Origin of the sequence: Dyella terrae (assembly GCF_004322705.1) — a bacterium.
In the GTDB taxonomy this organism is placed as follows: domain Bacteria; phylum Pseudomonadota; class Gammaproteobacteria; order Xanthomonadales; family Rhodanobacteraceae; genus Dyella_D; species Dyella_D terrae.
In genome coordinates this window covers 85,792-111,985 of record NZ_SIZZ01000001.1, presented here as the reverse complement: position 1 = coordinate 111,985, position 26,194 = coordinate 85,792, and the positions used below count along the sequence as shown (strand labels likewise).

The 26,194-nt window shown below is 64.4% G+C and carries 28 protein-coding genes and 1 riboswitch; of the genes, 17 read left to right on the top strand and 11 right to left on the bottom strand.

The genetic code is table 11. The features are described 5' to 3' along the window. Positions 1 to 1,269: a multidrug effflux MFS transporter gene (locus EYV96_RS00600; protein WP_131149600.1), complete on the bottom strand. Its 1,269-nt coding sequence runs from the start codon at positions 1,267 to 1,269 to the stop codon at positions 1 to 3. Positions 1,270 to 1,404: 135 nt separating this feature from the next. Further along, positions 1,405 to 1,476, top strand: a riboswitch (Fluoride riboswitch). Positions 1,477 to 1,545: 69 nt separating this feature from the next. Here EYV96_RS00600 and crcB point away from each other — a divergent pair. The 5 genes from crcB to EYV96_RS00575 all read left to right on the top strand — a co-directional run bounded on the left by crcB (position 1,546) and on the right by EYV96_RS00575 (position 5,471). Beyond that, entirely contained in the window at positions 1,546 to 1,932 is a 387-nt protein-coding gene (gene crcB / locus EYV96_RS00595; protein ID WP_131149599.1) for a fluoride efflux transporter CrcB, read from the top strand. A 10-nt stretch (positions 1,933 to 1,942) separates the two neighbouring features. Continuing rightward, positions 1,943 to 2,275: a DUF190 domain-containing protein gene (locus EYV96_RS00590; protein ID WP_131149598.1), complete on the top strand. Its 333-nt coding sequence runs from the start codon at positions 1,943 to 1,945 to the stop codon at positions 2,273 to 2,275. Between the two features lie 31 nt (positions 2,276 to 2,306). Then, a complete protein-coding gene (gene cfa, locus EYV96_RS00585) occupies positions 2,307 to 3,425 on the top strand; it encodes a cyclopropane fatty acyl phospholipid synthase (protein WP_131149597.1) in 1,119 nt (372 codons plus the stop codon). 69 nt (positions 3,426 to 3,494) lie between these two features. Further along, on the top strand, positions 3,495 to 4,544 hold the full coding sequence (locus EYV96_RS00580) for a proline iminopeptidase-family hydrolase (RefSeq protein WP_205746055.1): 1,050 nt from the start codon (positions 3,495 to 3,497) through the stop codon (positions 4,542 to 4,544). Between the two features lie 54 nt (positions 4,545 to 4,598). Continuing rightward, on the top strand, positions 4,599 to 5,471 hold the full coding sequence (locus EYV96_RS00575; RefSeq protein ID WP_240732299.1) for a TraB/GumN family protein: 873 nt from the start codon (positions 4,599 to 4,601) through the stop codon (positions 5,469 to 5,471). A gap of 57 nt (positions 5,472 to 5,528) precedes the next feature. On the opposite strand, the gene EYV96_RS00570 is transcribed toward EYV96_RS00575, so the two are convergent. Further along, positions 5,529 to 6,782, bottom strand: coding sequence for a lytic polysaccharide monooxygenase (locus EYV96_RS00570; RefSeq protein WP_165488543.1), 1,254 nt, complete (start codon positions 6,780 to 6,782; stop codon positions 5,529 to 5,531). Positions 6,783 to 7,145: 363 nt separating this feature from the next. Here EYV96_RS00570 and parC point away from each other — a divergent pair, with 363 nt between their 5' ends. From parC to EYV96_RS00530, 8 genes are all read left to right on the top strand, one after another. Next, positions 7,146 to 9,386, top strand: coding sequence for a DNA topoisomerase IV subunit A (parC, locus tag EYV96_RS00565; RefSeq protein WP_131149594.1), 2,241 nt, complete (start codon positions 7,146 to 7,148; stop codon positions 9,384 to 9,386). Between the two features lie 139 nt (positions 9,387 to 9,525). Then, complete coding sequence (gene lplB / locus EYV96_RS00560) at positions 9,526 to 9,816, top strand: lipoate-protein ligase small subunit (RefSeq protein WP_131149593.1); 291 nt, start codon at positions 9,526 to 9,528, stop codon at positions 9,814 to 9,816. Further along, entirely contained in the window at positions 9,813 to 10,589 is a 777-nt protein-coding gene (locus EYV96_RS00555) for a lipoate--protein ligase family protein (protein ID WP_131149592.1), read from the top strand. Before lplB ends, EYV96_RS00555 begins: the two co-directional genes overlap by 4 nt. A 101-nt stretch (positions 10,590 to 10,690) precedes the next feature. Next, the gene (locus EYV96_RS00550; protein ID WP_131149591.1) at positions 10,691 to 11,173 is read left to right on the top strand and encodes a hypothetical protein; all 483 of its coding nucleotides are present in this window, start codon (positions 10,691 to 10,693) and stop codon (positions 11,171 to 11,173) included. Positions 11,174 to 11,304: 131 nt separating this feature from the next. Continuing rightward, positions 11,305 to 12,144, top strand: coding sequence for an alpha/beta hydrolase (locus EYV96_RS00545; protein ID WP_131149590.1), 840 nt, complete (start codon positions 11,305 to 11,307; stop codon positions 12,142 to 12,144). Between the two features lie 9 nt (positions 12,145 to 12,153). After that, complete coding sequence (locus tag EYV96_RS00540; RefSeq protein WP_131149589.1) at positions 12,154 to 12,519, top strand: EamA family transporter; 366 nt, start codon at positions 12,154 to 12,156, stop codon at positions 12,517 to 12,519. Between the two features lie 4 nt (positions 12,520 to 12,523). Further along, on the top strand, positions 12,524 to 12,955 hold the full coding sequence (locus EYV96_RS00535) for a DMT family transporter (RefSeq protein WP_131149588.1): 432 nt from the start codon (positions 12,524 to 12,526) through the stop codon (positions 12,953 to 12,955). Positions 12,956 to 12,959: 4 nt separating this feature from the next. Next, a complete protein-coding gene (locus tag EYV96_RS00530) occupies positions 12,960 to 14,165 on the top strand; it encodes a DegT/DnrJ/EryC1/StrS family aminotransferase (protein ID WP_131149587.1) in 1,206 nt (401 codons plus the stop codon). A gap of 6 nt (positions 14,166 to 14,171) precedes the next feature. Here the strand turns inward: EYV96_RS00530 and EYV96_RS00525 are convergent, their stop codons facing one another. After that, entirely contained in the window at positions 14,172 to 15,047 is an 876-nt protein-coding gene (locus EYV96_RS00525; RefSeq protein WP_131149586.1) for an arginase family protein, read from the bottom strand. After that, positions 15,034 to 16,098 (bottom strand): GNAT family N-acetyltransferase, encoded by a 1,065-nt coding sequence (locus EYV96_RS00520; RefSeq protein WP_131149585.1) that lies wholly within the window; start codon positions 16,096 to 16,098, stop codon positions 15,034 to 15,036. The genes EYV96_RS00525 and EYV96_RS00520 overlap by 14 nt, the downstream gene beginning before the upstream one ends. 227 nt (positions 16,099 to 16,325) lie before the next feature. Here EYV96_RS00520 and EYV96_RS00515 point away from each other — a divergent pair, with 227 nt between their 5' ends. Beyond that, positions 16,326 to 16,586: an acyl carrier protein gene (locus EYV96_RS00515; protein WP_131149584.1), complete on the top strand. Its 261-nt coding sequence runs from the start codon at positions 16,326 to 16,328 to the stop codon at positions 16,584 to 16,586. 4 nt (positions 16,587 to 16,590) lie between these two features. Further along, a complete protein-coding gene (locus EYV96_RS00510; RefSeq protein ID WP_131149583.1) occupies positions 16,591 to 17,802 on the top strand; it encodes a beta-ketoacyl-[acyl-carrier-protein] synthase family protein in 1,212 nt (403 codons plus the stop codon). A gap of 33 nt (positions 17,803 to 17,835) precedes the next feature. Here the strand turns inward: EYV96_RS00510 and EYV96_RS00505 are convergent, their stop codons facing one another. Together EYV96_RS00505 and EYV96_RS00500 are read right to left on the bottom strand one after the other, a co-directional pair. Then, a complete protein-coding gene (locus tag EYV96_RS00505; protein ID WP_165488542.1) occupies positions 17,836 to 18,234 on the bottom strand; it encodes an NUDIX hydrolase in 399 nt (132 codons plus the stop codon). Then, positions 18,231 to 18,719 (bottom strand): NUDIX hydrolase, encoded by a 489-nt coding sequence (locus tag EYV96_RS00500; protein WP_131149582.1) that lies wholly within the window; start codon positions 18,717 to 18,719, stop codon positions 18,231 to 18,233. Before EYV96_RS00500 ends, EYV96_RS00505 begins: the two co-directional genes overlap by 4 nt. Before the next feature lie 95 nt (positions 18,720 to 18,814). Between EYV96_RS00500 and EYV96_RS00495 the strand changes: the two genes are divergently transcribed. Together EYV96_RS00495 and EYV96_RS00490 are read left to right on the top strand one after the other, a co-directional pair. Further along, complete coding sequence (locus EYV96_RS00495; protein WP_131149581.1) at positions 18,815 to 19,633, top strand: phosphodiester glycosidase family protein; 819 nt, start codon at positions 18,815 to 18,817, stop codon at positions 19,631 to 19,633. Between the two features lie 86 nt (positions 19,634 to 19,719). Continuing rightward, entirely contained in the window at positions 19,720 to 22,146 is a 2,427-nt protein-coding gene (locus EYV96_RS00490) for a penicillin acylase family protein (protein ID WP_131149580.1), read from the top strand. Positions 22,147 to 22,159: 13 nt separating this feature from the next. Here the strand turns inward: EYV96_RS00490 and dapE are convergent, their stop codons facing one another. Genes dapE through dapD form a run of 5 tightly spaced genes read right to left on the bottom strand, consistent with a single transcriptional unit; the run spans position 22,160 to position 26,105 of the window. Then, positions 22,160 to 23,293: a succinyl-diaminopimelate desuccinylase gene (dapE, locus tag EYV96_RS00485; RefSeq protein ID WP_131149579.1), complete on the bottom strand. Its 1,134-nt coding sequence runs from the start codon at positions 23,291 to 23,293 to the stop codon at positions 22,160 to 22,162. Between the two features lie 43 nt (positions 23,294 to 23,336). Continuing rightward, positions 23,337 to 24,398, bottom strand: coding sequence for a VIT1/CCC1 transporter family protein (locus tag EYV96_RS00480; RefSeq protein WP_131149578.1), 1,062 nt, complete (start codon positions 24,396 to 24,398; stop codon positions 23,337 to 23,339). A gap of 10 nt (positions 24,399 to 24,408) precedes the next feature. Beyond that, the gene (locus tag EYV96_RS00475; protein ID WP_131149577.1) at positions 24,409 to 24,903 is read right to left on the bottom strand and encodes a DUF2165 family protein; all 495 of its coding nucleotides are present in this window, start codon (positions 24,901 to 24,903) and stop codon (positions 24,409 to 24,411) included. 2 nt (positions 24,904 to 24,905) lie between these two features. Beyond that, positions 24,906 to 25,268 carry a Spx/MgsR family RNA polymerase-binding regulatory protein gene (locus tag EYV96_RS00470; protein ID WP_131149576.1) on the bottom strand — a complete coding sequence of 121 codons (363 nt, stop codon included), beginning with the start codon at positions 25,266 to 25,268 and terminating at the stop codon, positions 24,906 to 24,908. Positions 25,269 to 25,277: 9 nt separating this feature from the next. Next, positions 25,278 to 26,105 (bottom strand): 2,3,4,5-tetrahydropyridine-2,6-dicarboxylate N-succinyltransferase, encoded by an 828-nt coding sequence (dapD, locus tag EYV96_RS00465; protein WP_131149575.1) that lies wholly within the window; start codon positions 26,103 to 26,105, stop codon positions 25,278 to 25,280. Positions 26,106 to 26,194: the final 89 nt, after the last annotated feature.

Here is a 26,194-nt window from a genome sequence, read left to right as displayed (position 1 = left end):
TCAGCGCGGCTCGGCAATTTCCGTCTCGAACTCCTCTTCCACGCCCGGCTTCTCACACGGGACGTCCAGCGGCCGCAGCGTGATGCGCTGATAACGTCGCCACGCCAGCCATCCGATCAGTGTCAAAGTGCTCGCCCCGAGGGCCAGCCATAACATGCGCCCGGACAACAGCGGCGAGAGCACGCCCGCCACCAGGCTGCACAAAATCAGGCTGGCGAATGCCTGCACCGACGACGCACCGCCGCGCTGGTGCGGAAAACGATCCAGCAACTGCAGCGTGAGCGTGGGGAACGCCAGCTGGATGCCGACGCCGTGGATGATCAAAGGCAACATCGACCACGGCACCCGGGGCTCGGGCAGGAACAACGCCAGGCCCATGTGGAGCACGCAGGCCGTCATCATCGACGCGTAGCCGAGATTCACCGTGTAGACCACGCTGCGCCGGCTGGCCAGCCGACCGGACATCCAGGCGCCACTGACCAGGCCGATCACCACGGGCATGAAGAGCCAGGGAAAGCCCTGCTCGGTCAGGTGCAGCAGGTCGCGGACGATATGCGGCGCCGAGGCGATATACAGAAACAGACCGGCGAAGTTCACCGAACACGAGACCAGCAACGGCCAGAACGGCTTATCGCGTCCGAACACCATGTATCCGGCCACCAGGGCCCGCGGCGCAAACCGCGTGCGCGCTTCCGGTGGATGGGTTTCGTCCAGCTTGGTGACCAGGGCGAACGCAATGAACAGCGTGAAGCCCATCAGCACCCAGAAGATCCCGTGCCAGCCGCCGAGGAACAGCAGCTGTGCGCCGACCATGGGCGCGATCACCGGCGCGATGCCAAAGATCATCATCACGCGGGACATCATCTGCTGTGCCGCTGCGCCTTCCAGGCTGTCGCGCACGATGGCGCGCCCCACGACCAGGCCAGCACCGGCGCACGCCCCCTGGATGGCGCGACAGGTCAGCAGCATCGTATAGGAGGTGGACATCGCCGCACCCGCCGACGCGAGCGCATAAACCAGCATGCCCGTCACGATCACCGGCTTGCGGCCGATGGCGTCGGAGATCGCGCCATGGAACAAGCTCATCACGGCATAAGTGAGCAGATACACGCTGATCATCTGCTGCAGGCCGGCCGCATCCACGCCAAAGGCCGCACCGATCAACGGGAACGCGGGGAATACGGCGTCGATCGAAAACGGACCGATCATGGATAGCCCCGCGAGCAGCCAGGGCAGGCTGCGCCGCACCGGACGGGGTTGGCTGGGCATAGGGACGCTGCGCTTGGGAGGGCGAGGGAACGCGAGTATAGCGGCGGTCACCGGCCCAAACCCGCCCCGCAAGTCACGGGAGCACGTTCCGCTCGCACGCCGACAGCCAACCCGCTAGCATCGGCCTGCGCGTCACCGACGCCAGGAGATGGCATACCTCCCGCCACCACGGCAAACCGCCTTCGGGCTGATGATGCCTGCACCACCGGCCTGGCCGGGGCGCAGGCGTGTGCCTGAATCCCACGGGCCCTTCCTTCTTCGATGGAGATTTCGCTCGTGGGCTATACCGGATTCATCCTCATTGGCATTGGCGGCGCCATGGGATGCTGGCTGCGCTGGGTGCTCGGCCTGCTCTTCAACCCGCTCTTTCCCACCCTGCCCCTGGGCACGCTCGCCGCCAACCTCGTCGGCGGCTTCCTGATGGGCTGCGTGCTGGGCATTTTCGATCACTACCAGACGCTCCCGGCCGAGCTTCGGCTGTTCATGGCGACAGGATTCCTGGGCGGCCTGACGACGTTCTCCACCTTCTCCGCCGAGGCCACGACGCTGCTGTTGCGCCAGCAGTACCTGTGGTTCGGCGGTCACGTCGCCGTCCACCTGATCGGATCGATTGCCTTGACCATCGCCGGCATCGCGTTGACGCGTGCCTTGCTGCACGCCTGAGGAAACCGCCATGACCCCACAACACGGTCAGCTGCTCAGCATCTATTGCCACGTACGCGCGCGCCACGACGGCGTCCTCGTCTACGAATGGTTGCTGGAACTTGCACGTCGCATGCACATCGGCGGCGGCTCCGCGTTCCGCGCCATCGCAGGATTCGGGCGACACCAGAAGCTGCGCGAAGAGCAGTTCTTTGACCTCGCCGACGACTTGCCGGTCAAGGTTGAATTCCTGGTCACCGACGAACTGGCGTCAGCCTTGCTCGACGCGATTCGCGCCGCGGGCGTCGACGTCGTGTATGCATCTGCAACGGCAAGCTTCGGGAGCACCAGTCAGAAAACTTGAGTTCTCTCCGGGTGATCCACGAGGGGCAAGCATGAGCCGGGATTCTCTGAAGCAACGCGCCACCGCACTGCTCGAACACGCCGGCATCCACATCGACGGCCATGCCGCCACCGACATGCGCGTACACGATGATCGCCTGTACGCGCGCGTCTTTGCCCATGGCTCGCTCGGCCTGGGCGAGGGCTACATGGAAGGCTGGTGGGATGCGGATGACCTGCCGGGCCTGTTTACCCTGCTGCTGTCATCGCATATCGATCGGGAACTGAAGACGCTCGACACCCTGCTGGCACATCTGAAGGCTCGCTTCGTCAATCTTCAGCGTGGCGACAACGCGTTCGAGATCGGCCGCACGCATTACGACCTGGGCAACGATCTGTTCCAGGCCATGCTGGGCAAGCGCCTCGTGTACTCCTGCGGTTACTGGGCCAACGCCGATAATGTGGATGACGCCCAGGTCGCCAAGCTCGATCTGATCTGCCGCAAACTTCGCCTGCTCCCCGGCCAGCGCGTGCTCGACATCGGTTGTGGCTGGGGCGAGGCGCTCAAGTACGCCGCAGAGAAATACGGCATCGAAGGTGTCGGCGTGACTGTCTCCCAGGAGCAGGCTGAGTACGCGCGGACGCTTTGCGCCGGCCTTCCCATCGAGATACGCCTGCAGGATTATCGCGACATCGATGACACCTTCGATGCCATTTTATCGATCGGCATGTTCGAACACGTCGGCGCACTCAACTACCGCACCTACTTCGAAACCGCCCGTCGCTGCCTTACCGACGATGGCCTGTTCGTTCTGCATTCGATCGGCAGCAACAGCGCCCCCTCGCGGCCGGACCCCTGGATCGAGAAGTACATCTTCCCCAACTCGATGATTCCTTCCGGCCAACAGGTCGCCGAGGCGATCCAGGACCTGTTCGTGATGGAGGACTGGCATAACTTCGGTGCCGACTACGACCGTACGCTGTTGGCGTGGCGAGCTAACTTTGACGCGGCGTGGCCGCAGTTGTCGGCCCGGTACGACGATGCCTTCCGGCGCATGTGGCAGTTCTATCTGTCGGTGTCCTCCGCGGTATTCCGCAGCCGCCGTGACCAGCTGTGGCAGCTGACGCTTAGCCCCCACGGCGTACCGGGTGGTTACCGCGTACCGCGCTAGCGGCGCCCTTGCCCGTTCGTTCGCGGCGCGTGATAGTGGAGCCTTGTCCTGGAGAGGGGAGCTCCCGTCATGAAGCGCTGGCTTGGTTGGTGTGCGGCAGTGGCCGCATTGGCTTTCGGCATGACGACAAGTGCCCAGGATGCCGCGCACGCGCCGGCATCGTCCTACTTTGACAACCAGGGCCGCGACGACGTCCTGAGCGGCGGCGTCAAGATGATCACCCTCGATACGCCCAAGGGAAAGTTCCGCGTCTGGACGAAACGCGTCGGCAACAACCCCAAACTCAAGTTGCTCCTGCTTCACGGCGGCCCGGGCGCGACGCACGAGTATTTCGAGGCATTCGACAGCTTCATGCCGGCGGCGGGCGTCGAGTACTACTACTACGACCAGCTCGGCTCGGCCTACAGCGACCAGCCCAAGGACACGTCCTTGTGGACGACGGAGCGCTACGTCGAGGAAGTCGAACAGGTGCGCAAGGCGCTCCACCTGGACAAGGACAATTTCTGCCTGCTTGGCCATTCCTGGGGCGGCATCCTCGCCATGGAGTACGCGCTCAAGTACCAGCAGAACCTGAAGTGCCTGATCATCTCCAACATGGTCGATTCGATTCCGGCTTACAACGCATACGCAACCAAGGTGCTGATCCCTTCGATGGATCCCAAACAGGTTGCCGAAGTGAAAAAGCTTGAAGCCACCGGCCATACGAGTGATCCCCGCTACATGGAAATCCTCGGCCCCATGCACTACGAAAAGCACGTATTGCGCATGCCCGAGGCGCAGTGGCCAGAGCCGGTGCAGCGTTCATTTGCCCATATCAACGAGCAGATCTACGTGCTCATGCAGGGGCCGAGCGAACTGGGCGCCAGCGGTCGCCTGGTGCAGTGGGACCGCAGCAAGGACCTTCACAAGATCACCGTCCCCACGCTGGTGATCGGCGCGCAGTTCGACACCATGGACCCGGCTTACATGGCGTCGATGGCGAAGAAACTGCCAAAGGGCCAGTTCCTGCTTTGTCCCAAGGGCAGTCACATGGCGATGTACGACGACCAGCAGACGTACTTCACCGGTCTGGTGAAGTTCCTGCATGGCGTCGAGGCCGGTACGCCGCCGGCACACTGATCAGCTGGAGCAGCGGGCAAGCCCGCACGCTGCGTATTCATGGAGAGCATTACGTTGAACGGTTTTCGTCGTGTCGTCGCAGCGGTCCTGCTGCTTGGCCTGCTGGTTTGCACGCCCGCCATCGCCCGCCCCGCCCTTTGGGTGGTTCGGGGTGACCTGGGGACGGTCTACCTGTTCGGCACCGTGCACCTGATGCCCAGCGATGCCAACTGGTCGTCACCGGAACTGGACAAGGCGCTGGAGGCGAGCCAGCGCCTGAGTATCGAGTTGATCGACGACGACGCGGCCAACATGCAGGCGCAAGTGCTGAAGTACGGTTTTAGCGCCGACGGAACCTTGTCGAGCAAGCTCAGCCTGCGTGACCGCGATCGCCTGGCCAAAGCCGCCGATGCCGCACGGGTCCCGGGTGGGATCGCTACGCTCGACCACATGCGCCCCTGGCTGGCTGCCGTGACACTGAGCATCGCTCCGCTGGTTCAGGCGGGCATGGATCCGGCTTTGGGCGTCGACCGAACCTTGCGCAAACGCATGGAGGCCGCAGGCAAGCCGGTCGACGGACTGGAAAGCGCAGAGCAACAGTTGAGCATGTTTGCGAATCTCTCCGAAACGCTTCAACTGGACTTCCTGCGACAGACCTTCGACGAAGTCGACCAGGGCCCGAAGAAACTGCGCGAACTCATCGATGCGTGGCGTCGCGGCGACGTGGATACCATCGCGAAGATTGAAGACGAGGACATTCGCGCCCTCAGCCCCGAGCTCTATGAGGCGCTGCTGGTCAACCGCAACAAGGCCTGGGCAAAGACGCTGGCCACCCGCCTGCACGAACCCGGCGTGTCGTTTGTTGCGGTAGGTGCAGGCCATCTCGCCGGCCCGGAAAGCGTGCAGAAGCAACTGGAGAAGCTCGGTTTCACTGTCCAGCGGCTTTGATCGGGTTGCCGGCGCACTGGCAGCCGCCCAACGCGGGCGACCGCCAGTGGGTGATGCCTACTCCGCCAGGCGCCAGGCCCGCTGATCCTCGGCCGGCGGCACATCCTTGCCACCGGGCGTATACGCCCACGCGTTGATGTTGCACCACGCGCCATGCGGGAAGGGCTTGCACTGCCACAACTTTCCGTCAACGCCTTCCACGATGTCGCCTGACTGATACTGGCCGATGCCTGCGGGCCACTTCGGATAGTCGCCGGGCGGCGTCACCGGGGGCTCGGGTTTCACCGGCGGCACGTCGTCGGAAAGGATCGACATGGACACGCTGCTGTCCTTGTCCTTCAGGAACACCTGGTTGGCCTGCACGTTGCGCGTGTCCAGATGGATGTCATCGCCGTGGCGTACGCCGACGCGAACCTGCTCGCCATGGATGCCGTTCAGTCGCGCACCGAGTTCGAGCGCCCAGCGATGGCTGGCTGCATTGTCCGGCGTCACGGCGATGCTTTCGGTTACCAGCTCCTTGCCGGACAGGCTGGGTCCGAGCACGCGGAACTGCACCGTCTCACCCGCTTTGGGTGCAAAGCCCTGGCCAAGGAAGTAGCCCCACTCGTGCCAGGGAAACGTCGGCACGGTACCGCCGCCTTCAAAGGTCACGTCGCTGCAGTTGTAGAACCCTTCGCCGGCCGGATCCTCGCGCTGCCAGCGGGTGTAGACCACGGCATCCCCCCTGCGCCCTGCCGGCACCGGCACGTCATAGACGTAGTACTTCTTGCCACCAATGGTTTCAGGCATCGGTGCCGATGCCTGATGGATCAGGTCCAGATCGTCCCAGCGCAAAGCACTTCGTGCGGCGGAGTAACCGGGGCGGCTCAGGTAGATCTCGACATACGACGGGTTGTGCGGGGCCGTGGCGAGCAACAGCATGCGGAACTTGCCGTTCTCCAGCGTGATCGGCGTCTTGTGCCACGCCGAACTGACGGCGTCGAGACCGGCTTTCTTCGCGTCTCCGGCCGAACACAACGCACCGTCCGGCACCTGGCGTCGCACCGCGAGCGGATTGCGATAGTCCTGGGTAAGGGCGGCCACTTCGTGATACTGCGTGAACGGGTAATTGCCCGAGCGCTGGAATGCTGCGCGGCAGGCGGCATTGGGCACGCCCGAACCGTCGGCGGGCCACCAGAAGCCGCCATCATTGAGGCATTGCAACTGGCGGGCGATGGGAAACTCGACCGCACCGTGGGCCTGGGCAGTACCTGCCACGGCAGCGAACAAACCCGCTGCCAATGCGGCGGACCCTGCGTGTTGGATTTTCACTTGATTGCCTTCCTGGGAAAGTGGCGGAAGCGACGTCAGTCGCGACAGGACAGACAGGTCGTCAGCGGCTTAGCCGACCGTTTTCCAGCAGCGCGGCGCCCAAAGCTTGCGGCGCACCCGTCCGTCTTTTCCATGTTCGCCAGCACGACTGCGCCGCAGGAATCGGAGCGATCTCAAAAGCGGGCAAGAACGCCACCCGTCCTGAATGGGTGGTCTGCGCATCCGGGTAACTCTCTCCCTTTCCAAACAAGTCTCGCGTCCGGCACGTCTTCCGTGAGACCGACCGCTGTCCCCCACCGCCCCAATCTGGCACCATCGTCCGGTTAAGCGCCCCTCCGGCGCCCGCCAAACTGACGTAACCGCATGAATCTGCAAGCCAATTACGAACAGATCCCGCTCAAGGAGTACGCCGAACGGGCGTACCTCGACTACTCCATGTACGTCGTGCTGGACCGTGCCCTGCCCTTCGTGGGCGACGGTCTCAAGCCCGTCCAGCGCCGCATCATCTACGCGATGAGCGAGCTGGGGCTGGCTGCCACGTCCAAGCCCAAGAAGTCCGCGCGCACCATCGGTGACGTGATCGGCAAATTCCATCCGCATGGCGATACCTCGTGCTACGAGGCCATGGTGCTGATGGCGCAGCCGTTTTCGTATCGCTATCCGCTGGTCGATGGCCAGGGCAACTTCGGTTCGCCGGACGACCCCAAGAGCTTCGCGGCGATGCGTTACACCGAGTCCAAGCTCAGCCCTATCGCCGAAGCGCTGCTGGGTGAGCTGGGCCAGGGCACGGTCGACTGGGTCGCCAACTTCGACGGCACGCTGGAAGAACCCAGCTGGCTGCCGGCGCGCGTGCCGCATGTGCTGCTCAATGGTTCGATGGGCATTGCCGTGGGCATGGCCACCGACATTCCGCCGCACAATCTTCGCGAAGTCAGCAGTGCCTGCATTCGCCTCCTCGACGACCCGGATGCCACCGTCGCCGACCTGTGCGAACACATCCAGGGTCCGGACTATCCGACCGAAGCGGAAATCATCACGCCACGCAAGGAGCTGCTGGCGATCTACCAGACCGGCAATGGTTCGCTGCGTGCCCGCGCCGTGTATCACGTCGACGACGGCAACATCGTCATCACCGCGCTGCCGCACCAGGTAAGCCCGTCGAAGATCCTCGAGCAGATCGCCGCGCAGATGCGCGCGAAGAAGCTGCCGATGGTCGAAGACCTGCGCGACGAGTCCGATCACGAAAACCCGATCCGCCTGGTGGTGGTGCCGCGTTCCAACCGCGTCGATGCGGCTGAAGTGATGCAGCACCTGTTCGCGACGACGGATCTCGAGAAGAGCTTCCGCGTCAACCTCAACATGATCGGCCTGGACGGTCGCCCGCAGGTCAAGGACCTCAAGCGCATCCTCTCCGAGTGGCTGAGCTTCCGTACCGCCACGGTCACGCGTCGCCTTGAACATCGTCTGGCCAAGGTCGAACGTCGCCTGCACCTGTTGGAAGGTCTGCGCATTGCCTACCTCAATCTCGATGAGGTGATCCGCATCGTCCGTACCGAAGACGAGCCCAGGCAAGTGCTGATGGCGCGCTTCAGGCTCAGCGAAGAGCAGACTGACTACATCCTCGAAACCAAGCTGCGCCAGTTGGCTCGCCTGGAAGAGATGAAGATCAATGCCGAGCGCGATCAGCTGGAAGAAGAGCGCGCACGCATCAATGTCCTGCTCAAGTCGCCGGCCAAGCTCAAGGGGCTGATCAAGGAAGAACTGCGCGCCGACGCCGCCAAGTACGGCGACGATCGCCGCTCGCCGCTGGTGCAGCGCGATGCCGCGCAGGCGCTCGACGAAAGCGCGCTGGTCGCCAGCGAGCCGGTCACCGTGGTGCTGAGCCAGAAGGGCTGGATCCGTGCTGCCAAGGGCCACGACGTCGATGCCGAAGGCCTCAACTATCGCGAAGGCGACAGCCTCCTCGCGGCGGTCAAGGCGCGTACGACGCAACAGGTCGCGGTCATCGACTCGACCGGCCGCAGTTACTCGACGCCCGCACACACGCTTCCGTCGGCCCGTGGCAACGGCGAGCCGCTCACCGGTCGCTTCAGCCCGCCGAGCGGCGCCAGCTTCGATGCACTGACCGCCGGCGACAACGACACGCGCCTGATCCTCGCCACCGACTTCGGCTACGGCTTCGTCACCCGCTTCGAAGCGCTGACGGGTCGCAACAAGGCCGGCAAGCAGATCATCAGCCTCTCCGACGGTGCACGCGTGCTCACGCCTCAGGTCAGCGCCGATCCGGCACGCGACCGCATCGTGGTCGTCACAACGGAAGGCCACCTGCTGATGTTCTCGGTCGCCGAATTGCCCGAACTCGACAAGGGCAAGGGCAACAAGCTGATCGAAATTCCGAAGGCCAAGCTTGGCTCCGGCGATGAGCGCGTCGCTGGCGTCGCCGTCGTCACCGAAGGCAAGGGTGAAGTGACGCTCTATGCCGGCCAGCGCAAGCTGACCCTGCGCTGGTCCGACCTGGTTGAATTCGGGGGCAATCGCGCCACGCGCGGTGGGGTGCTGCCGCGTGGCCTGCGCCGCGTTGAACGGATCGAAACGACAGCGTGACAACGCGCATCGAGCGGTGAACCCGGGGGCGTGGTTGCGACAAGCGATCACGCCCTTTCCTTATGCGGTTTCACCGGCGAATAACCTCCCGAATCACAAACCGTGAAATCATACGTGGAGCTCTCTTCGAGGCACCGCGATGCACGGCGAATACAAAATGCCCGGCGGAAAATTGGTGGTGGTGGACCTTGAGGTTCACGTCGGTCGCCTGCAGCAGGTGCAGGTGAGCGGTGACTTTTTCCTCGAGCCCGACACCGCCCTGGATGCCATCAATGCAGCGCTCGAAGGGCAACCGGCGAGCGCGGGCGAACAGGCATTGGCCATGACGATCCAGCAAGCCCTGGCGGCCGACGTGCTGATGTACGGCATCTCGCCCGAGGCCATCGCGGTCGCGGTGCGACGGGCCCTGCATCCGGAGGCCGCCGCATGATTCGCACGCACTGGAGCGATCACGACTGGCACCTGATCCACACCGAACCCCAAGCGCCATCGCTTCACATGGCACTGGATGAAGTGCTGACCGACGAGGTCGCATCGGGTCAGCGCCCACCCACGATCCGGGTGTGGGAATGGGCAACGTCAGCCGTAGTGATCGGTCGATTTCAATCCTTGCGCAATGAAGTGGACAGCCTCGCTGCCGAGCGTCACGGCATCACCGTCGTGCGGCGCATCAGCGGTGGCGGCGCCATGTTCATCGAGCCGGGCAACACCATTACCTATTCGATTTATGCACCGCTTTCGCTGGTCGAGGGGATGTCATTCCAGCAATCCTATGAGTTGATGGATGCCTGGGTCATCGACGCGCTGGGTGAGCTGGGCATACGCGCGTGGTATCAGCCGCTGAACGACATCACCTCCGCCGGCGGCAAGATCGCCGGCGCGGCGCAAGCGCGACGGGGCAATGCCGTCCTGCATCATGTGACGATGGCTTACGACATCGATGCCGGGAAAATGCTAGACGTGCTGCGCATTGGTCGCGAGAAGCTTTCGGACAAGGGCACCGCGAGCGCGGCCAAGCGCGTTGATCCCTTGCGCAGCCAGACCGGGCTTCCGCGCGATGCAATCATCCAGCGCATGATCGACGTCTTTCGTCGCCGCTATGGACTGAAGGACGATGCGCTGCGCTCTACCGAACTCGATCGTGCCGGTGAATTGGCACGGGCAAAATTCGCTACGGCCGCGTGGACGGGCGAAGTCGCATGAACGCGCAGGGAACTTGCAGTGCGCCATTGCGTCGAACCAGCATCACGTTGTGCACGTCCGCTGGCGCCAGCCGTTTCCGGACATGCTGCCCCGGAGTTTTCATGAACACCCTGCAACGCCTCGCCTTTCCCGCCCTGCTTCTCGTCATGGCGAGCACCCACGCGCAATCGACGACACCACTGAACCTTAAACTGCCGCCTGGCAGCGTGCCGGCGTCCACGAGTACCAGTGCCCCTGCCGTTACTGCGGTCGATGTGAAACCGGCCAACCCATCGACGACGACCCGCCCCAGTGCCGCGGCCGCCGCTCCCGTCCGGCCGGCCCCGGGCGTCTATTACGGCGACACAAGCGGCCGCACCCGCGCCGATTACGAGGCAGCGGCGCGCCAGGGTTGCGATGACGCCACTTACAACCAGCCCCAGATCCACGGCAGCGTTGGCATGGGCGTGCAGTCCGGCAGCCATTGGAACTCAGGCACGTACGGCATGGGCGAGGTCAACCTGAGCCAGCGGTTCGGAAGCTGCACCCATCCCACCGGCGGCGTGGGCATTTCGATCGGGACGACCCAGTTCCACGGCCGCTGAAGCCAGCTTCAGCCCACCGAAAGTTTTTGGAAAGCGACGCCCGCCAGACTTGGGTCACTGTCTCAAGATGCGCGTGACCCCATGTTTTCTGTCGTATTGTCTGCCGCCAAATCCTGCGTGAGTGCCCCATTGTGATCCAGAACGTCGAGTTCCGCTTCGAAGGCGGCCGTAGCGGCGTCCTGCTGATCCACGGCCTCACCGGCACGCCTGCCGAAATGCGCCTGGTCGGCAAGGGTCTCAACCGCGCAGGATTCAGCGTCTACGGCATGCAGCTGGCCGGCCACTGCGGCGACGCCGCCGACCTGCTCGCCACCCACTGGCAGGACTGGTACGCCAGCGTCGAGGCCGCTGCGCGCGAGTTCCGCAAGGAAGTCGACCAGCTGTTCGTTGCCGGTCTCTCGATGGGTGCGGTGCTGGCGCTGAAGCTGGCCGCCGATCACCCGGACTGGGTGCAGGGCGTGGGCGTTTACGGCGCCACGTTCAAGTACGACGGCTGGGCCACGCCCTGGTACGGCAAGTTCTCATTCCTGCTGCCGCTGATCGACAAGCTGGGCATCGGCAAAAAATGGATGGTCCACGAGGCAGAGCCTTATGGCCTGCGCGACGAGCGCATCCGCGCGCAGATCAGCTCGCTCATGCTTGGCGGCGATAGCGCCGCAGCTGGCCTGCCCGGCAATCCGTGGCCGTCGCTGGCGGAGATGTACAAGATGGCTGCCGTGGTTCGCCGCGACCTGCCCAAGGTCACCGCGCCCTGCCTGATCGCGCATGCCACCGAAGACGATATCGCCAGCATGGCCAACGCGCGCCTGGTCGAAAGCACGGTGTCCGGTCCCGTAGAAATGCTGTTGCTCGAAGACAGCTACCACATGATCACCATCGACCGTGAACGCCGCACCCTGATCGATCGCTCCGCCGATTTCTTCGGCCGGATCGCCCAGGCCTGCGAACCTGCTGCGCGCGAAGCGGCCTGAGGAGGCTCGGTGGGTCCGCTCGCGGTTTTCCTCTGGTTGCTCAACGTCACCCTCGACACCATCGGCCAGCTGGCCTTCAAGGCTGCGGCGGGCGACCCCGAGGCAGGTGACGGTATCGCACGCTGGAAATACATGGCCTCGCGTCCGTGGCTGTGGGTCGGCGTCATCTCGTATGCCGCCGAATTTCTGGTGTGGATCGCGTTCCTTTCGTTGGTCGATCTGTCCGAAGGCGTGCTGCTGGGCTCGATCAACATCGTGGTGATCATGATCGGCGGACGCATCCTGTTCCGCGAAAAGCTCACGCCCATGCGTGTCACAGGCATCCTGCTGGTGACGCTGGGCGTGGCGATTGTTGGCGTGGCAGGAGGAGGCTGATCGCATGAAGCGCTTTTACTTCTTCGGCTTCCTGATCCTCGTCGCCTTCGACACCGCCGTGCAGCTGGCCTTCAAATACGCCGGCAACCACGCCTTTCCGCCGGAGGCCAACTGGGCCTGGATCGTGCGCGTGTTCGGCCATCCGTGGATCTACATCGCGGTGATTGGCTATATCGGCAACTTTTTCACATGGATGACGCTACTCAAGCATGCACCGATCGGGCCCGCATTCGCGGTCACGCACCTGGAGGTGGTCAGCGTCATGTTGTTCTCCGTATGGCTGTTCAACGAACCGCTGACCTGGCCGCGCGTGGCCGGTGCGCTGGTGATCGTCGCCGGCATCGTCTGCCTGGCCTTCGCCGAGAGCGGCTCGCATCCGGAGCACGACGCCCCGACCGAAGCCAAGGGCGCCCTGGGTGTAGCCGCGGGAGACTGACGCCATGTCACGCGAGCTGCCGCCCACTGCCGGACTGCCGCTGCGCCTGAGTGACTGGCTTCCCGGCGCGAGCGGTTTCGACCGCGCACTGGCGACTTGGCTTGGCGTGGAGAGCGTGCAGCTCGAGTGCTCCGGGACGTCGGCGATGGTGATCGCCCTGCAGGCCATGCACCAACTGCGCCCGGATCGCGATGAAGTCATCGTGCCGGCATGGACGTGTCCGTTGGTGGCGCTGGCCATCCATCGCGCCGGCCTCACGATTCGCTTATGTGACCTGGCCCCCGATCATTTCGATATGGACGCCCAGCAGATCGCCTCGCTCGCCGGCGCCCAGACCCTGGCGATCGTGCCGACGCACCTGGGCGGCCGCCTCGCCGATGTCGATGCGGCACTGCATGTCGCCCGCGCCTGCGGCGCCTATGTCCTGGAAGATGCCGCGCAGGCACTGGGCGCCAGGCAATTCGGCCAGAGCGTCGGCCTTCGCGGCGATGCTGGCTTTTTCAGCCTCGCGGTCGGCAAGGGCCTGACCACCTTCGAAGGCGGCATCCTGGTGACGCGGGACGCGACGCTACGCCGGGCCTTCGCTGAAAACAGCCGCAAGCTGGCCCGGCCGAGCGCGCGCTGGACGCTGCAACGCGCGCTGGAACTCTTCGGCTACACGCTCGCCTATCGCCCGTCGCTGCTGTCGTGGTTCTACGGACGCCCCTTGCGCAAGGCGCTTGCCGCCGGCGATCCGGTCGCGGCTGTCGGTGACGATTTCGATATCGATATTCCCATGCACCCCCTGGGCCGCTGGCGGCAATCCGTCGGCGCGCATGCCCTCGCGCGCCTGTCTCCGTTCATGGAGACGACGCGCCAGCAAGCCTGGCGTCGACTTGCGTCCTTGCGCCCCCTGCCCGGCCTGACGGTTTTCAGCGACGCGCGTGGTAACGAAGGTGTCTGGCCGTTCCTGATGTTGCTGATGCCCAGCCAGGAGAAGCGCGACGCGGCGCTCAGGGATTTGTGGACCGCAGGCCTCGGTGTCAGCCGCCTCTTCATCCATGCCCTTCCAGACTATGGCTATCTGCGCGACATCGTTCCGTCGGCGGCACTCCCTCAGGCCCGCGACTTTGCTGCGCGCTCGCTGACGATTACTAACTCGCCCTGGCTGACAGACGAGGAGTTTGACCACATCCTCGCCACCTTGCAGCGCGTTCTGCGCGACGCCTGACCGCGCTCAGACGCTGCTTTGCGCAATGGCAGCGAGCAGCCGAGTGTTCAAGGCACGCTGTTGCGCCTGCCACGCATCCAGCTCAGCCTGCGGCACCGGTTCCTGCCCGTCCATGCCGCTGAGCAGGCGCTTCCACCAGGTGCGATAGTGATAGGCCGACACTTCACCATTGATGTCGCTGGCGATGATCTGTCCGCGCAGGGCGGCGATGATCGCCATGCCGTGACGCTCCTCGATACGCCCCTGGTCCCAGTTCGTGCGGGCGGTCGTTACGCTGAACGCGTCCTTGTCGATCGACAGGTAGGTCGGCTGCGGTGCCAGCTCGAGCTGGTCGACCATGGCACGGGTAAGCGAGTCAGGATCGTCGAAGCGCCTGAAGGCATGGGCAAGCCCGAGCTTGCGGGCCCAGCCCACATCGACATCCATCGACCAGTAGCTGAGCTTGCCGGCGCGCAAGGGTCGCAGGTAGTTCTCCCACGCATGCGCCGCCCCGATGTCGCCTGAAGTGATACCCACGACGTGCACATGCGTCACGTAAGGCAGCAAGGCCACCTTGCGCACCCAGGATCCGCAATGGATACCCAAGGGGAACCGCATGTTGTCGGGGTGATTGTCGAACACCACCAGCTGGAACGGCCCGCGCAGGCGCTGCCGCTTCACCAGCGGCCAGGTGAGATGGTGGTAGTCGCCCGAGCCCATCAGCACGGTGCCGTAATCGTCCTCGATCGACGCATCGAGATGGCGCTCCAGCCTCGCGAACGTGCGCAGCGTGCAGCCGAACCGGATGTCTTCCTGCCAGTCCGACAGGGGCAGGACGGTGGCGCCGGGAATGTCGCCGACCGAACCGTCGAAATCCAGAACCAGGGGATTACGCTTGATCATCGACGTTCGTCCCCCATTGGCTGTCGCTTTCGAACAGGTGGCCCAGTCGCCGCGCTACCGCACGCAGCAAGGGGTTGCGCAGATAAATGGCGTGGCGGGTCAAGGTGAATTTCGCACCCAGGTACGACTTGACCTGCGGATCGGTCCAGCCGGCGACGTAGTGCGTCAAGCCGCGCTCGCGCGCGTATTCAAGATTGCGGAACCAGCTGGTGAAGTACAGGTTCTGCTCGCGAGCCTGCGGGTAAGCGAAGCCAACGTATTTGTCGATCAGTTTTCCATCGACCACGAAACACAGGTTCCAGCCGATCATCTTGCTGTCGACGCGGTATACGAACACCACGCCGCCATGGCTCCCGTCGCGAAGGATCCTGACAAAGAATTCGCGACTGAGCTTGTCGAAATGGATCTCGCTCTGCGCGTAGACGTTTTCGTAGAGCGCGTAGTACGCATCGATGACCGCGTCGTCGGCGAAACGCGGATCACCGCAGTGGACCGTCTCCACCGTGACATCGTCGCGCTTGCGCAGCTTGCGGCGAATATCCTTGCGACGACCGGAGGAAAGCCGGGCCAGGTATTCATCTTCGCTGGCGAAATCGATCGGCACATAAGCCAGGGCCTGCCCTTCCAGCAGTACGTACCCCGCTTCCTGACAGGCATCGGCAAAGCGCGTCGACCAGGACCGTTCGGCCGGCGAAAGCAGGGGCGAGTCCTGCGGAATATCCTTGACGATCAACATGCGCTGTTCGCGCCCCAGTGCCTGGGCCAGGCGCCCCGGAAGCGCGGTGGCATCGGCATCGGCTGGAAACAGGGCGTACTCCGACACCGTGGTGCCGACGAAGGCCGTACGCCAGCGCAGCAGGCGCCCCCACCAGCGATAGCCGGGCGCACCCGTCACCTTCTGGCGGACCGCGGGCTCAGCCGTTGTCAGCAGGTCGAACGGCGCCACGAACGCCGGCGTCTGCGCGGCCTCCCGCACGCCGAACCCCACGGGAGGGTGCTCGACAAAGCCGGCGACGAGCGCATCGGGCTCGAGCTGATTCAAATACCGCACGCAGTGATTCCATCCAGCGCGAACGCGCCCGTCGGCCAAGGATACGACCCTCCGGGCCACTTCCACCTTTCGCGGTCGAATAAGGTTGGTGAAAGGCTCCCCGGTCAGGATGCGCTCCGACGCACCAGGCTTTCTGGACAACGCCCCCGCACTTCGTCAGGCTTTGCTCCATTCGGCCACGCGGCCGGCCCAGCCAGATGCCCTGGCGTCACCCACCGGGAACCAGCATGAGCAACGAACAGGTACAGCAGGCCACCTTCGACATCATCGCCAAGCAGGCGAAGATCGACATCGCCACCATCACGCCTGAGTCCACTCTCAAGGACCTCGGTGTTGCCTCGCTTGACGCCATCGAAGTCGTGTTCGACCTGGAAGAACATTTCGATATCCAGCTGCCGAATGAAGATGCCGACTTTGAAAACGGCACCATCGGCGATCTCATCAAGGCCATCGAGCGCCAGCTCGCGGCAAAGAACACTACCGGCTGAATTCATGCGTCGACTCGTCATTACCGGCATGGGCGCCATCAGCGCGCTCGGCCACGATGCGGCCTCTACCTGGAAGGGTATGGCCGAAGGCCGCAGCGGCATCGGCCCGATCCACCACATCCTGCCCGGGCAGCTGCGCAACGGCGGTATTGCGGCGGAAGTCGTGGATTTTGATCCGACCCAGCATTTCGACGAGTCGCGACTGAACCAGCTGGACGTGGTCAGCCAGTACGCGCTGGTCGCAGCGCGCGAAGCCATCGAACAATCCGGCATCACGTTCGAAGGTGAAACCGCCGCTCGCACAGCCGTGGTCGTGGGCACCGGCGTCGGTGGCGAGACCACCCGCGACGAGCAGTACGAAAAGCTCTACGGCGAACATGCCGGACGATTCCACCCGCTGGGCATCATCCGCATGATGATGAACGCCCCGGCCAGCCAGATCAGCATGGTCCACGGCATCACCGGGCCGGCCTTCGCCCTCGCCAGCGCCTGTTCGTCCTCCAACCATGCCTTCGCCCAGGCCGCGATGATGATTCGCAGCGGCCTGGTCGATGCCGCCGTGGTGGGCGGCACCGAGGCCTGCATCACCCTTGGCACGCTGCGCTCGTGGGAAGCGATGCGCGTCCTGGCACCGGACACCTGCCGCCCCTTCAGCAGCGGGCGTCGCGGCATCGTGCTTGGCGAAGGCGCCGGCATGTTCGTGGTGGAGGCGCTGGAGCACGCACAGGCGCGCGGCGCCACCATCCTCGCCGAACTGGCCGGCACCGGCATGAGTTCGGACGCGGGCGACATCGCGGCGCCTTCTGAAATCGGCGCCTCGGCAGCCGTTACCGCCGCGCTGCGCGACGCACGCATGGCACCGGAAGACGTCGACTACATTAACGCGCACGGCACGGGCACCGTCGCAAACGACAGCACCGAAACACGCACGATCCATCGCGTGTTCGGTGCGCATGCACGTGAGCTGGTGATCTCCTCCACCAAGCCGATGCACGGCCATGCGCTGGGCGCGGCCGGTGCACTGGAGCTGATCGCCGTGCTTGGCGCCATGCGCGAAGGCATCGTGCCGCCGACGCTGGGATATCTCGGCCCCGATCCGGCCTGCGATCTCGACTATGTCCCGAACGAGCCGCGCCGTGTGAAGGTGGATGCAGCGATCAGCAACTCGTTTGCGTTTGGCGGCCTGAATGCCGTGGTCGCGCTGCGCAAGTTCTGATGACACCTCCTGGCCCTCCTCCCGCCAGGAGGGTTAGTGCATGAGCGGCAGTAACTGTTCGCGACTCAACCGGGCGATCGGCGTATCGCCCGGAGCCGCCGGATCGACCCAGACCAGGCTCTCGATTTCCGCTTGCACGACGAAGGGGCCTTCGGCACGCACTTCGTAGACGTGTGCCGACACCGTCCATCCCGGCTCATTGGCTGCGGGTGCGCTGAACGTTCCCAGGCAGATCGCGCTGGATTCATCCATCGTGCAACCCAGTTCCTCGTGCAGCTCCCGCCGGAGCGTGTGCAGATCATCGCGATCGCCCGGATCCCGCTTGCCCCCGGGCTGCTGGTAAACCTGCGCACCACGCTTGCGCACGAGCAGCACATGCCCGCGCTCGTCACGGATCATCGCAGCGACGATATGGATCGTGCGATCGGTCACAGGCGGGTAAACGACCACGACTGCATGCGCCCATCCTTGTACGGCATCACGCCGTGGAACGGGCGCGGATCGCCGTCGAACACGAGCGGAAGGAAATGGCGATCACCCTCCCACATGGGTAGCTCCATCAGACGCGAGACATCCACCCATTCCAGCGTGCCTTCGTGGTTGGACTCCATCGGCGTGCCGCTGTAGCGATCGATGATGAAGATGAAACCCAGCCAGTCCTCGCCATGCTTGCCGAAACCGGGCCAGTTGAGCGTACCGCGCAGCTGCATCGACTCGCAGGTGATGCCGGCTTCCTCGAGGATTTCGCGTTGCATGCAGCTGGCAATGTCCTCGCCGGGCTCCATCTTGCCGCCCAGGCCGTTGTACTTGCCCAGGTGCAGATCATCGGGACGCGAGTTGCGATGGATCATGAGTACGCGCTGGCGATCGGGCGACAGCACGTAACCGAGGGTGGCGGTAATGGGGGTATAGGGCATGGTCGGCAAGGATACCAAAGCCGAGCATCGCCCCTCCCTGAACCGTCACGTCAGACAGGCTTGCACCCGGCCCTGAGCCCGGCGACCATCTAGCGATGCCTGCTCCTGCGCTCCCTCGCCCGCTTTCGCGCGGACTGTCTCTCTGCTGGCCCCTTCTGCTCGCCTTGCTGACCACCCTGGCCGGGTGTTCGCGCCAGGCGCAGGCCGTGGACAGCGACGAGCGCGTGTTCGAAGGCCAGACCTTCCGCGTGGTAAGCGTGGACCTCAAGCGCGAGCCGCTGTCGCTGCATTGGAAGGATCCCGAAGACGGCCAGCCCTACAACGACATCGAAACGCTCCGCCAATGGGGCCTGTCCCACGATCGCCGGCTGCTGTTTGCTGCCAATGCAGGCATCTATGATCGCCAGTTCGCGCCACTTGGCCTGTACGTTGAGGAAGGCAAGACCCTGGTGCCGCTGAACCTGTTCCGCGGCAACCCTGCCGCCGGCAACTTCTCCATCCAGCCCAACGGCGTCTTCGCGGTTTACGCGGACGGGCACGCCGCCGTGCGCACCAGCACCGACTACAAGGCTGATGCCAGGCCAGCCCAATGGGCCACGCAGTCGGGCCCCATGCTGGTGATCGACGGCAAGCTCAATGACTCCTTCGTCGATGACTCCGCCAGCCTGAAATGGCGCAGCGGCGTGTGTGCCGTGACGCCACACAAAGTGGTCTTCGCCGTCAGTGAGGCTCCGGTCAATTTCCATACCTTTGCACGCCTGTTCCGCGACGAACTGCACTGCCAGGATGCGCTGTACCTGGACGGTACGATTTCGCAGTTCTACGTCGACGGCCAGGGGTATGCCGGCGCCCCGACCTTCATGGTCAAACCCTACGCCGGCATGTTCGCGGTTTTCACCCAAAGCCGCCCCTGACCGCCACTTTGGCGACGGCCGTAACGGCGACGTGACTGCCGCCTCCGCTACACTGGGGCCTTTCCTACGCCAGAGGCCTACGGTTGATGACCACGCCCCGTCGCATACGCTGGCTGCGCTATCTGTTGTCAACCGTGTTGATCCTTCTGCTCGTCGCCTTCGGGGCGGTCTGGTACCTGGTCGCCGGTAGTCGCGCAAAGCTTGATGGCACGGTCACGGCCAAGGGTCTGAGCGACAGCGTCAGCGTGTCGCGCGATGCGCTCGGCACCGTCACCCTCCAGGGCAAGAACCGCGACGATCTCAGCTATGCGTTGGGCTATGTCCATGCGCAGGAACGTTTCTTCGGCATGGACCTGATGCGCCGTCTGCCAGCGGGCGAACTGTCGGAGCTGGTGGGTCCCAAGGCGCTGGATGTCGACATCAACCATCGCCGCCACCGCATGCGCGCAACCGCGGAAGCCGCCTTTGCGCAGCTCTCGGTGGAAGACAAGCGCTTGCTTGAACGCTATGCCGAGGGCGTCAACCAGGGGCTGGCGGATCTGCACGCCAAACCCTGGGAATACTTCCTGCTCCATACGCAGCCACGCCCGTGGAAACCGGAAGACACCTTCCTCGTGATCGCTGCGATGTATCTGGATCTCAACGGCGACGGCCAGAACCAGCGCGAACTGGCCATCAGCCAGCTGCGCTCCGTCCTGCCGCGCCAGGTGGCTGACTTCCTGCTATCCCCGGACCCCGACTGGGAGGCCCCCCTGAAGGGCGATCTCTCGCGACCGTCGGTCACGCCTTCGCAGGACGTACTCGACCTGCGCGAACATCCGAGCGCCCCGAGTGAACCGGAAAGCGCCAGTGCACTGGCACTCGCCATCCTCCCGGCCCTCGAAGAAGCGCGCCCGGGCAGCAACAACTTCGCCGTCGCCGGCAACCTGACCGAATCAGGCGCGGCCATCCTCGCCAACGACATGCACCTGAGCCTGCGCGTGCCGAACATCTGGTTCCGCACGCGCCTGCGCTATGAAGACCCCACTGCGCCGAACAACCAGCGCGACGCCAACGGCGTTACGCTGCCCGGCACGCCGGCGCTGGTGGTCGGCTCCAATGGCCAGGTGGCCTGGGGATTCACCAACAGCTACGGCGACTGGCTGGACTGGGTGCGCGTGCTGCGCGACCCGAACGATCCCGGCAAGTACAAGGTGCCCGAAGGCTGGGCAACGATGGAAAGCCACGACGAAGTCATCGCCATCAAAGACCGGCCGGCGCGCGTGCTGAAAGTGGAAACCACCCGCTGGGGTCCGATCATGGGCGCCGATGTCGACGGCACGCCGCTGGCCCTGTCCTGGATCGCTGATTCGCCCCGTGCATACAACCTTGGCGTGATGAAGCTTGAGCACGCACGCGACGTCTCCGGTGCTCTCGATCTTGCGCCGCAGATGGGCATGCCGCCGCAGAACCTGCTCGCCGCCGACATCGCCGGCCACATTGGCTGGACCGTCACCGGCAACAGCATCCCCTTGCGCTCCGGTTTCGATCCGCAGTTGCCCGCGGACTGGTCCCAAGCTGGCCAAGGCTGGATCGGCTGGGCGACACCCGATCAGTACCCGCGCATCGAAAATCCGGGCGACGGTCGACTGTGGACCGCAAACAACCGCACGGTCGATGGGGCTGAGCTCGCGCTTCTTGGCAACGGCGGATTCGATCTGGGTGCACGCGCGCAACAGATCCGCGATGGCCTGCGCACGCGCAATAGTTTCGGGCCAGGAAACCTCCTTGATATCCAGCTCGACAATCGCGCCCTTTTCCTGGGTCGCTGGCAGCGCCTGCTGCAGGACACGCTGGCCGGCACGCGCGATCCGGCGCTGGTCGAACTGCGACAACTCACCGATGCCTGGCGCAACCGCGCGGCCATCGACAGCGTTGACTACCGCCTCGTCCGCGCCTTCCGCAAGAAGGTCACTGCCGCCGTATTAGCGCCGTTCGTTGCACAGGTGCGCGTGACGCACAAAGACTTCCAGTGGCCGGCCATGAACAGCTCCGAGTCTGCCGTGTGGACGTTGGTGCGCGATCGACCGATGCATCTGCTGGACGCCCGCTATGCCGACTGGAACGCCCTGCTGGTCGATGCCGCGCGCCAGGTCGCGCAGGAGCTGGGCAAGGAACCCGGCGGCCTCGCCGCGCGGACCTGGGGCGAGGTGAATACAACGGGCATTCGCCACCCACTTTCAGGCGCCCTGCCCGGCCTGCTCGCGCGGGTGCTCGACATGCCTGACGAACCGATCCCGGGTGACCAGGACATGCCGCGCGTCGACAAACCGGGTTTCGGTGCCTCCGAACGCATGGACGTGATGCCCGGCCATGAAGCACAGAGCATCCTGCACATGCCCGGCGGCCAGAGTGACAATCCGCTATCGCCTTATTACGGCGCGGGCCACGAAGACTGGGTCAATGGTCGCCCAACCCCGCTGCTCCCCGGTCCGGATCAACACGTGATGACGCTGGAACCGGCGCGCCACTGACGGGCGCCGGCCATCAGGCGAGCAATCGCTCGCAGATCGCGTAGTAAAGCGCGGGCAGCTTTTCCAGGTCGGCGACGGCCACGCACTCGTCGACCTTGTGGATCGTCGCGTTGACCGGCCCGAGCTCCACGACTTCCGCACCCAGCGGCGCGATGAAGCGACCGTCCGACGTACCGCCGCCCGTGCTTTGCTCGGGCTCGACGCCGCACAGATCGCGACACACCTGCACCACCGTGCTGCGCAGCACGCCGCCCGACAGGCTGAGGAACGGCTCGCCCGAGAGATTCCACGCGAGATCGTAGTCAACACCGTGCCTGTCAAGCACGGCATGCACCCGTGCGCGCAGATCGTCGGCGCGGCTCGCGGTGCTGAAGCGGAAATTGATCAGGGCCTGCAAGGCGCCGGGAATGACATTGGTCGCCCCGGTTCCCGCGTGGATATTCGACACCTGGAACGACGTTGGCGGGAAATCCGCATTGCCTTCGTCCCAACGCTCCGCCGTCAACTCGGCAAGTGCGGGCGCAAGCGCATGAATCGGATTCTTCGCCTTCTCCGGATACGCGACATGTCCCTGCACCCCATGGACATCCAGCGTCCCCGACAGCGAACCGCGACGCCCCACGCGAATCAGATCGCCCAGGCGCGACTTCGACGAAGGCTCACCGACCACGCACCAGTCGATGCGCTCGCAGGTCTCCCGAAAATGCGCCGCCACGCGACGCACGCCATCAAGGTTGGTCGGCCCTTCCTCGTCGCTGGTCATCAGGAACCCGACGCGCCCCTTGTGCCCCGGATGGGCAAGGACAAACTGCTCCAGCGCCACCGCCATGGCGGCGACCGAGCCCTTCATGTCCGCGGCGCCACGTCCATAAAGCAGGCCATCGCGAATTTCCGGCTCGAACGGCGGGCTCCGCCAATCCGCCTCCGGCCCTGTCGGTACCACGTCGGTATGCCCCAGGAACACCAGCAGCGGGCCACCGTCGCCGTGCGTCGCCCAGAGATTGTCGACCTCGCCAAAGCGCAAGTGCTCAACCTTGAACCCCACTCGCCCAAGGCGCTCCCCAAGCATGGCCTGGCAGCCGGCATCGTCCGGGGTAACCGAGCGGCGACGGATCAGGTCGAGGGTGAGGTCGAGAACGGCGGACATGGGGAAACCCTGGAATGACTCAGGTCAAAGCATAGCAAGCGAATTAGCCAGCCATCACGCCACCCAGCGCATGCCCGACCAGATAGGTAATCGAGGCCGCAGCCGCGGTAATCACCAACTGCCGCATGATGGAGAAAACGATGCTTCGCCCGGTAAACAGGGAGGTGCTGATGCCGATCAGCGCCAGCCCGCATACGGTCGCGCCGATGCTGCCGAGCATGGCTTCCCGCCCACTGAGGAACAGATAGGGCACGACCGGGAACGTCGCGCCGAGCGCAAACATGCAGAACGACGAAATGGCCGCGCCATAGGCGGAGCCTCCGAGATCGGCAGGATCCACGCCGAGGTCTTCGCGCACCAACGTGTCGAGGGCCGCTCGCGGCGTCGTGCTGAGTTGCTGCGCCAGCAATCTTGCCGACTCGGCATCGACACCCTTTTCGCGATAGACGGTTTCAATGCTGCGCGCACCGTCTTCCGGCGCCACGGCCAGCCGCTCGGCACGTGCGGTGATCTGCGCCTGGTAGAACTCACGCGAACTGTTGACCGACAGCCATTCACCCAGCGCCATCGAACCCGCACCGGCCACCAGGCCGGCGAAGCCCGCCAGCAGCACGGCATGATCGTTGGTCGCGGCGCCGGCCATGCCCATTACGAGGCTGACGTTGGACACCAGGCCGTCGTTTGCGCCCAGCACCGCGGCGCGCAGGGTATTGCCACTGCCCGATCCGTGCCGACCCTCGCGGTGAATGGGCGGCGCGCCGAAATGGTTGCGCAGCTCTTTACGGTCTACCGAAGGCTCAACGTGATCCGCGTGCTCAAGGCGAACCACCGAGGGCATGACGAATTCGGTACCGAAGCGCGCCGCCAGCCAGACCAGTACGCGTACGCGTAGCCGCTCGCGAGGCGGCGGAATCGTCACCCCAAGCAGCGTCAGCTGGCTTTCCCAGAACTCGGCATTGTGTTGTTCGGCGCGCGCAATACGCTCGTAAGCGCGCTCCAGCCGATGGTCGTCAGCCAGTTCCGCCAGGCGGCTGTACAGCGCCGCGTTGTCGCGCTCGATGCGCAGGTTGGCCAGGTATCGCCGCACTTTGCGTCGCTGCTTCATGCATCGCCCTTTAGTCCAGTTCGGCGTCACGCTGCCCGAGGAAGATCAAAGCCAGCAGAAGCATCGCCACGAGACGGAAAGCCGTTTCAATGCCGTTCCACTGCGGCGACATCCACATGCCGAACCACTCGCCACCGACAGCGATAAAGCCGCCCAGCCAAAGCAGTATGCCCAGCGACAATCCAACCACCGCGAGTCCCTTTGCACGCTCGAACAATGCAGACGGATCCCGATGCCGTTGCCACATGCGCCACGCGCCCAGCGCGCATAGCAATGCGACGAGGCACTCCATCGCAATAATCAGCGCGTACGCCGTGTGATGCAGCACGGGCGAGGTGACAGCGCGATAGTGGATGGCGGACGTCGGGAAAATCGTGTCCATCTGCATCACGTGCTGGACAAACGCGAAGTTGGTGCCGTAATCGGTGAGATTGCCGAAGGCCACCAGGCTCGCTTGCAGGGCGAGCATGGCAACCACCAGGATCTTCGCGATTCGAAGCGGCATGGTCAGCGACCGAAGCGCTTCTTGAAGCCATTGTCGGTGAAGCCAACACTGATCTCGCCATCGGGCGTGACCAACACCGGACGACGCACCAGCGCCGGATACTCCTTCAGCAGCAGCGTCCACTCCGGATCGCTGCCCGGATCCTTGCGCTGCGGCAACAAATTGCGCCAGGTGGTGCTGGATTTGTTGACCAGCTTCTCCCACCCGCCGAGCTGCTTCGCCCAGGCTTTGAGCGTGTCGGCCGGCACCGGGTTGGCACGATAGTCGATGAACGTATGCGGCACCTCGAAGCGCGCCATCCAGTTGCGCGCTTTTTTGCAGGTATCGCAGTTGGACAATCCGTACAGCGTAGCTTGATCGCTCATGCGGCTCGCTCAGTCAGCGCTGCGCAGCAGCTCGTTGATGCCGGTCTTGCTGCGCGTCTTTTCATCGACCTGCTTGACGATGATCGCGGCATAGAGGCTGTGCGAACCATCCTTCGACGGCAGGCTGCCGGCGACCACGACACTACCGGCCGGCACGCGGCCGTAGCTCACTTCGCCTGTCGCGCGGTTGTAGATGCGCGTGGACTGGCCCAGGAACACGCCCATGCCAATCACGCTGCCCTTCTCCACCACCACCCCTTCGACCACTTCCGAGCGCGCGCCGATGAAGCAGTTGTCTTCGATGATGGTGGGATTGGCCTGCAGCGGCTCCAGGACGCCGCCAATGCCGACACCGCCCGACAGATGGACGCCCGCACCGATCTGCGCGCAGGAGCCAACCGTGGCCCAGGTATCGACCATGGTGCCTGCACCGACGAAGGCGCCGATATTGACGTAACTCGGCATCAGCACGGCATCCTTGGCGATGTGTGCACCACGGCGCACCAGCGCACCGGGTACCACGCGCGCGCCCAGGCCCTGCAATTCGGCATCGTTACCCGGCGCAAAGCGCAGCGGCACTTTGTCGAACGCCATGGCCGGACCGCCATCGACGACGCGGTTGCCGTTGATGCGGAAGTACAGCAGGACCGCTTTTTTCAGCCACTGGTTGACAGTCCAGCCACCCTGGCCGTCCGATTCGGCGACGCGGCGCTCACCCGTCTCCAGCAGTTCGATGACCTGACCGATGGCGGGGCGCAGGTGCGTGTCGATTTCGGCCTGGGTCAGGTCGTTGCGGCGGTCGAAGGCGTCGTTGATCAGGGTTTCGAGGCTTTGCATGTCGGTCCGAGCGGAGTCATTGAACAGGGTGAATGCTACTGGGATTGAGCGTGATTGGGGGTTGAAAAGCGACCTGCTGCGGATCGCAG

What these genes read in the sequence shown, in the direction of transcription:
- EYV96_RS00600 (WP_131149600.1), bottom strand. Translation starts at nt 1,269, where the DNA reads ATGCCCAGCCAACCCCGTCCGGTGCGGCGCAGCCTGCCCTGGCTGCTC.
- EYV96_RS00590 (WP_131149598.1), top strand. Translation starts at nt 1,943, where the DNA reads ATGACCCCACAACACGGTCAGCTGCTCAGCATCTATTGCCACGTACGC.
- cfa (WP_131149597.1), top strand. Translation starts at nt 2,307, where the DNA reads ATGAGCCGGGATTCTCTGAAGCAACGCGCCACCGCACTGCTCGAACAC.
- EYV96_RS00580 (WP_205746055.1), top strand. Translation starts at nt 3,495, where the DNA reads ATGAAGCGCTGGCTTGGTTGGTGTGCGGCAGTGGCCGCATTGGCTTTC.
- parC (WP_131149594.1), top strand. Translation starts at nt 7,146, where the DNA reads ATGAATCTGCAAGCCAATTACGAACAGATCCCGCTCAAGGAGTACGCC.
- lplB (WP_131149593.1), top strand. Translation starts at nt 9,526, where the DNA reads ATGCACGGCGAATACAAAATGCCCGGCGGAAAATTGGTGGTGGTGGAC.
- EYV96_RS00555 (WP_131149592.1), top strand. Translation starts at nt 9,813, where the DNA reads ATGATTCGCACGCACTGGAGCGATCACGACTGGCACCTGATCCACACC.
- EYV96_RS00550 (WP_131149591.1), top strand. Translation starts at nt 10,691, where the DNA reads ATGAACACCCTGCAACGCCTCGCCTTTCCCGCCCTGCTTCTCGTCATG.
- EYV96_RS00535 (WP_131149588.1), top strand. Translation starts at nt 12,524, where the DNA reads ATGAAGCGCTTTTACTTCTTCGGCTTCCTGATCCTCGTCGCCTTCGAC.
- EYV96_RS00530 (WP_131149587.1), top strand. Translation starts at nt 12,960, where the DNA reads ATGTCACGCGAGCTGCCGCCCACTGCCGGACTGCCGCTGCGCCTGAGT.
- EYV96_RS00525 (WP_131149586.1), bottom strand. Translation starts at nt 15,047, where the DNA reads ATGATCAAGCGTAATCCCCTGGTTCTGGATTTCGACGGTTCGGTCGGC.
- EYV96_RS00515 (WP_131149584.1), top strand. Translation starts at nt 16,326, where the DNA reads ATGAGCAACGAACAGGTACAGCAGGCCACCTTCGACATCATCGCCAAG.
- EYV96_RS00510 (WP_131149583.1), top strand. Translation starts at nt 16,591, where the DNA reads ATGCGTCGACTCGTCATTACCGGCATGGGCGCCATCAGCGCGCTCGGC.
- EYV96_RS00500 (WP_131149582.1), bottom strand. Translation starts at nt 18,719, where the DNA reads ATGCCCTATACCCCCATTACCGCCACCCTCGGTTACGTGCTGTCGCCC.
- EYV96_RS00495 (WP_131149581.1), top strand. Translation starts at nt 18,815, where the DNA reads ATGCCTGCTCCTGCGCTCCCTCGCCCGCTTTCGCGCGGACTGTCTCTC.
- EYV96_RS00490 (WP_131149580.1), top strand. Translation starts at nt 19,720, where the DNA reads ATGACCACGCCCCGTCGCATACGCTGGCTGCGCTATCTGTTGTCAACC.
- dapE (WP_131149579.1), bottom strand. Translation starts at nt 23,293, where the DNA reads ATGTCCGCCGTTCTCGACCTCACCCTCGACCTGATCCGTCGCCGCTCG.
- EYV96_RS00480 (WP_131149578.1), bottom strand. Translation starts at nt 24,398, where the DNA reads ATGAAGCAGCGACGCAAAGTGCGGCGATACCTGGCCAACCTGCGCATC.
- EYV96_RS00475 (WP_131149577.1), bottom strand. Translation starts at nt 24,903, where the DNA reads ATGCCGCTTCGAATCGCGAAGATCCTGGTGGTTGCCATGCTCGCCCTG.
- EYV96_RS00470 (WP_131149576.1), bottom strand. Translation starts at nt 25,268, where the DNA reads ATGAGCGATCAAGCTACGCTGTACGGATTGTCCAACTGCGATACCTGC.
- dapD (WP_131149575.1), bottom strand. Translation starts at nt 26,105, where the DNA reads ATGCAAAGCCTCGAAACCCTGATCAACGACGCCTTCGACCGCCGCAAC.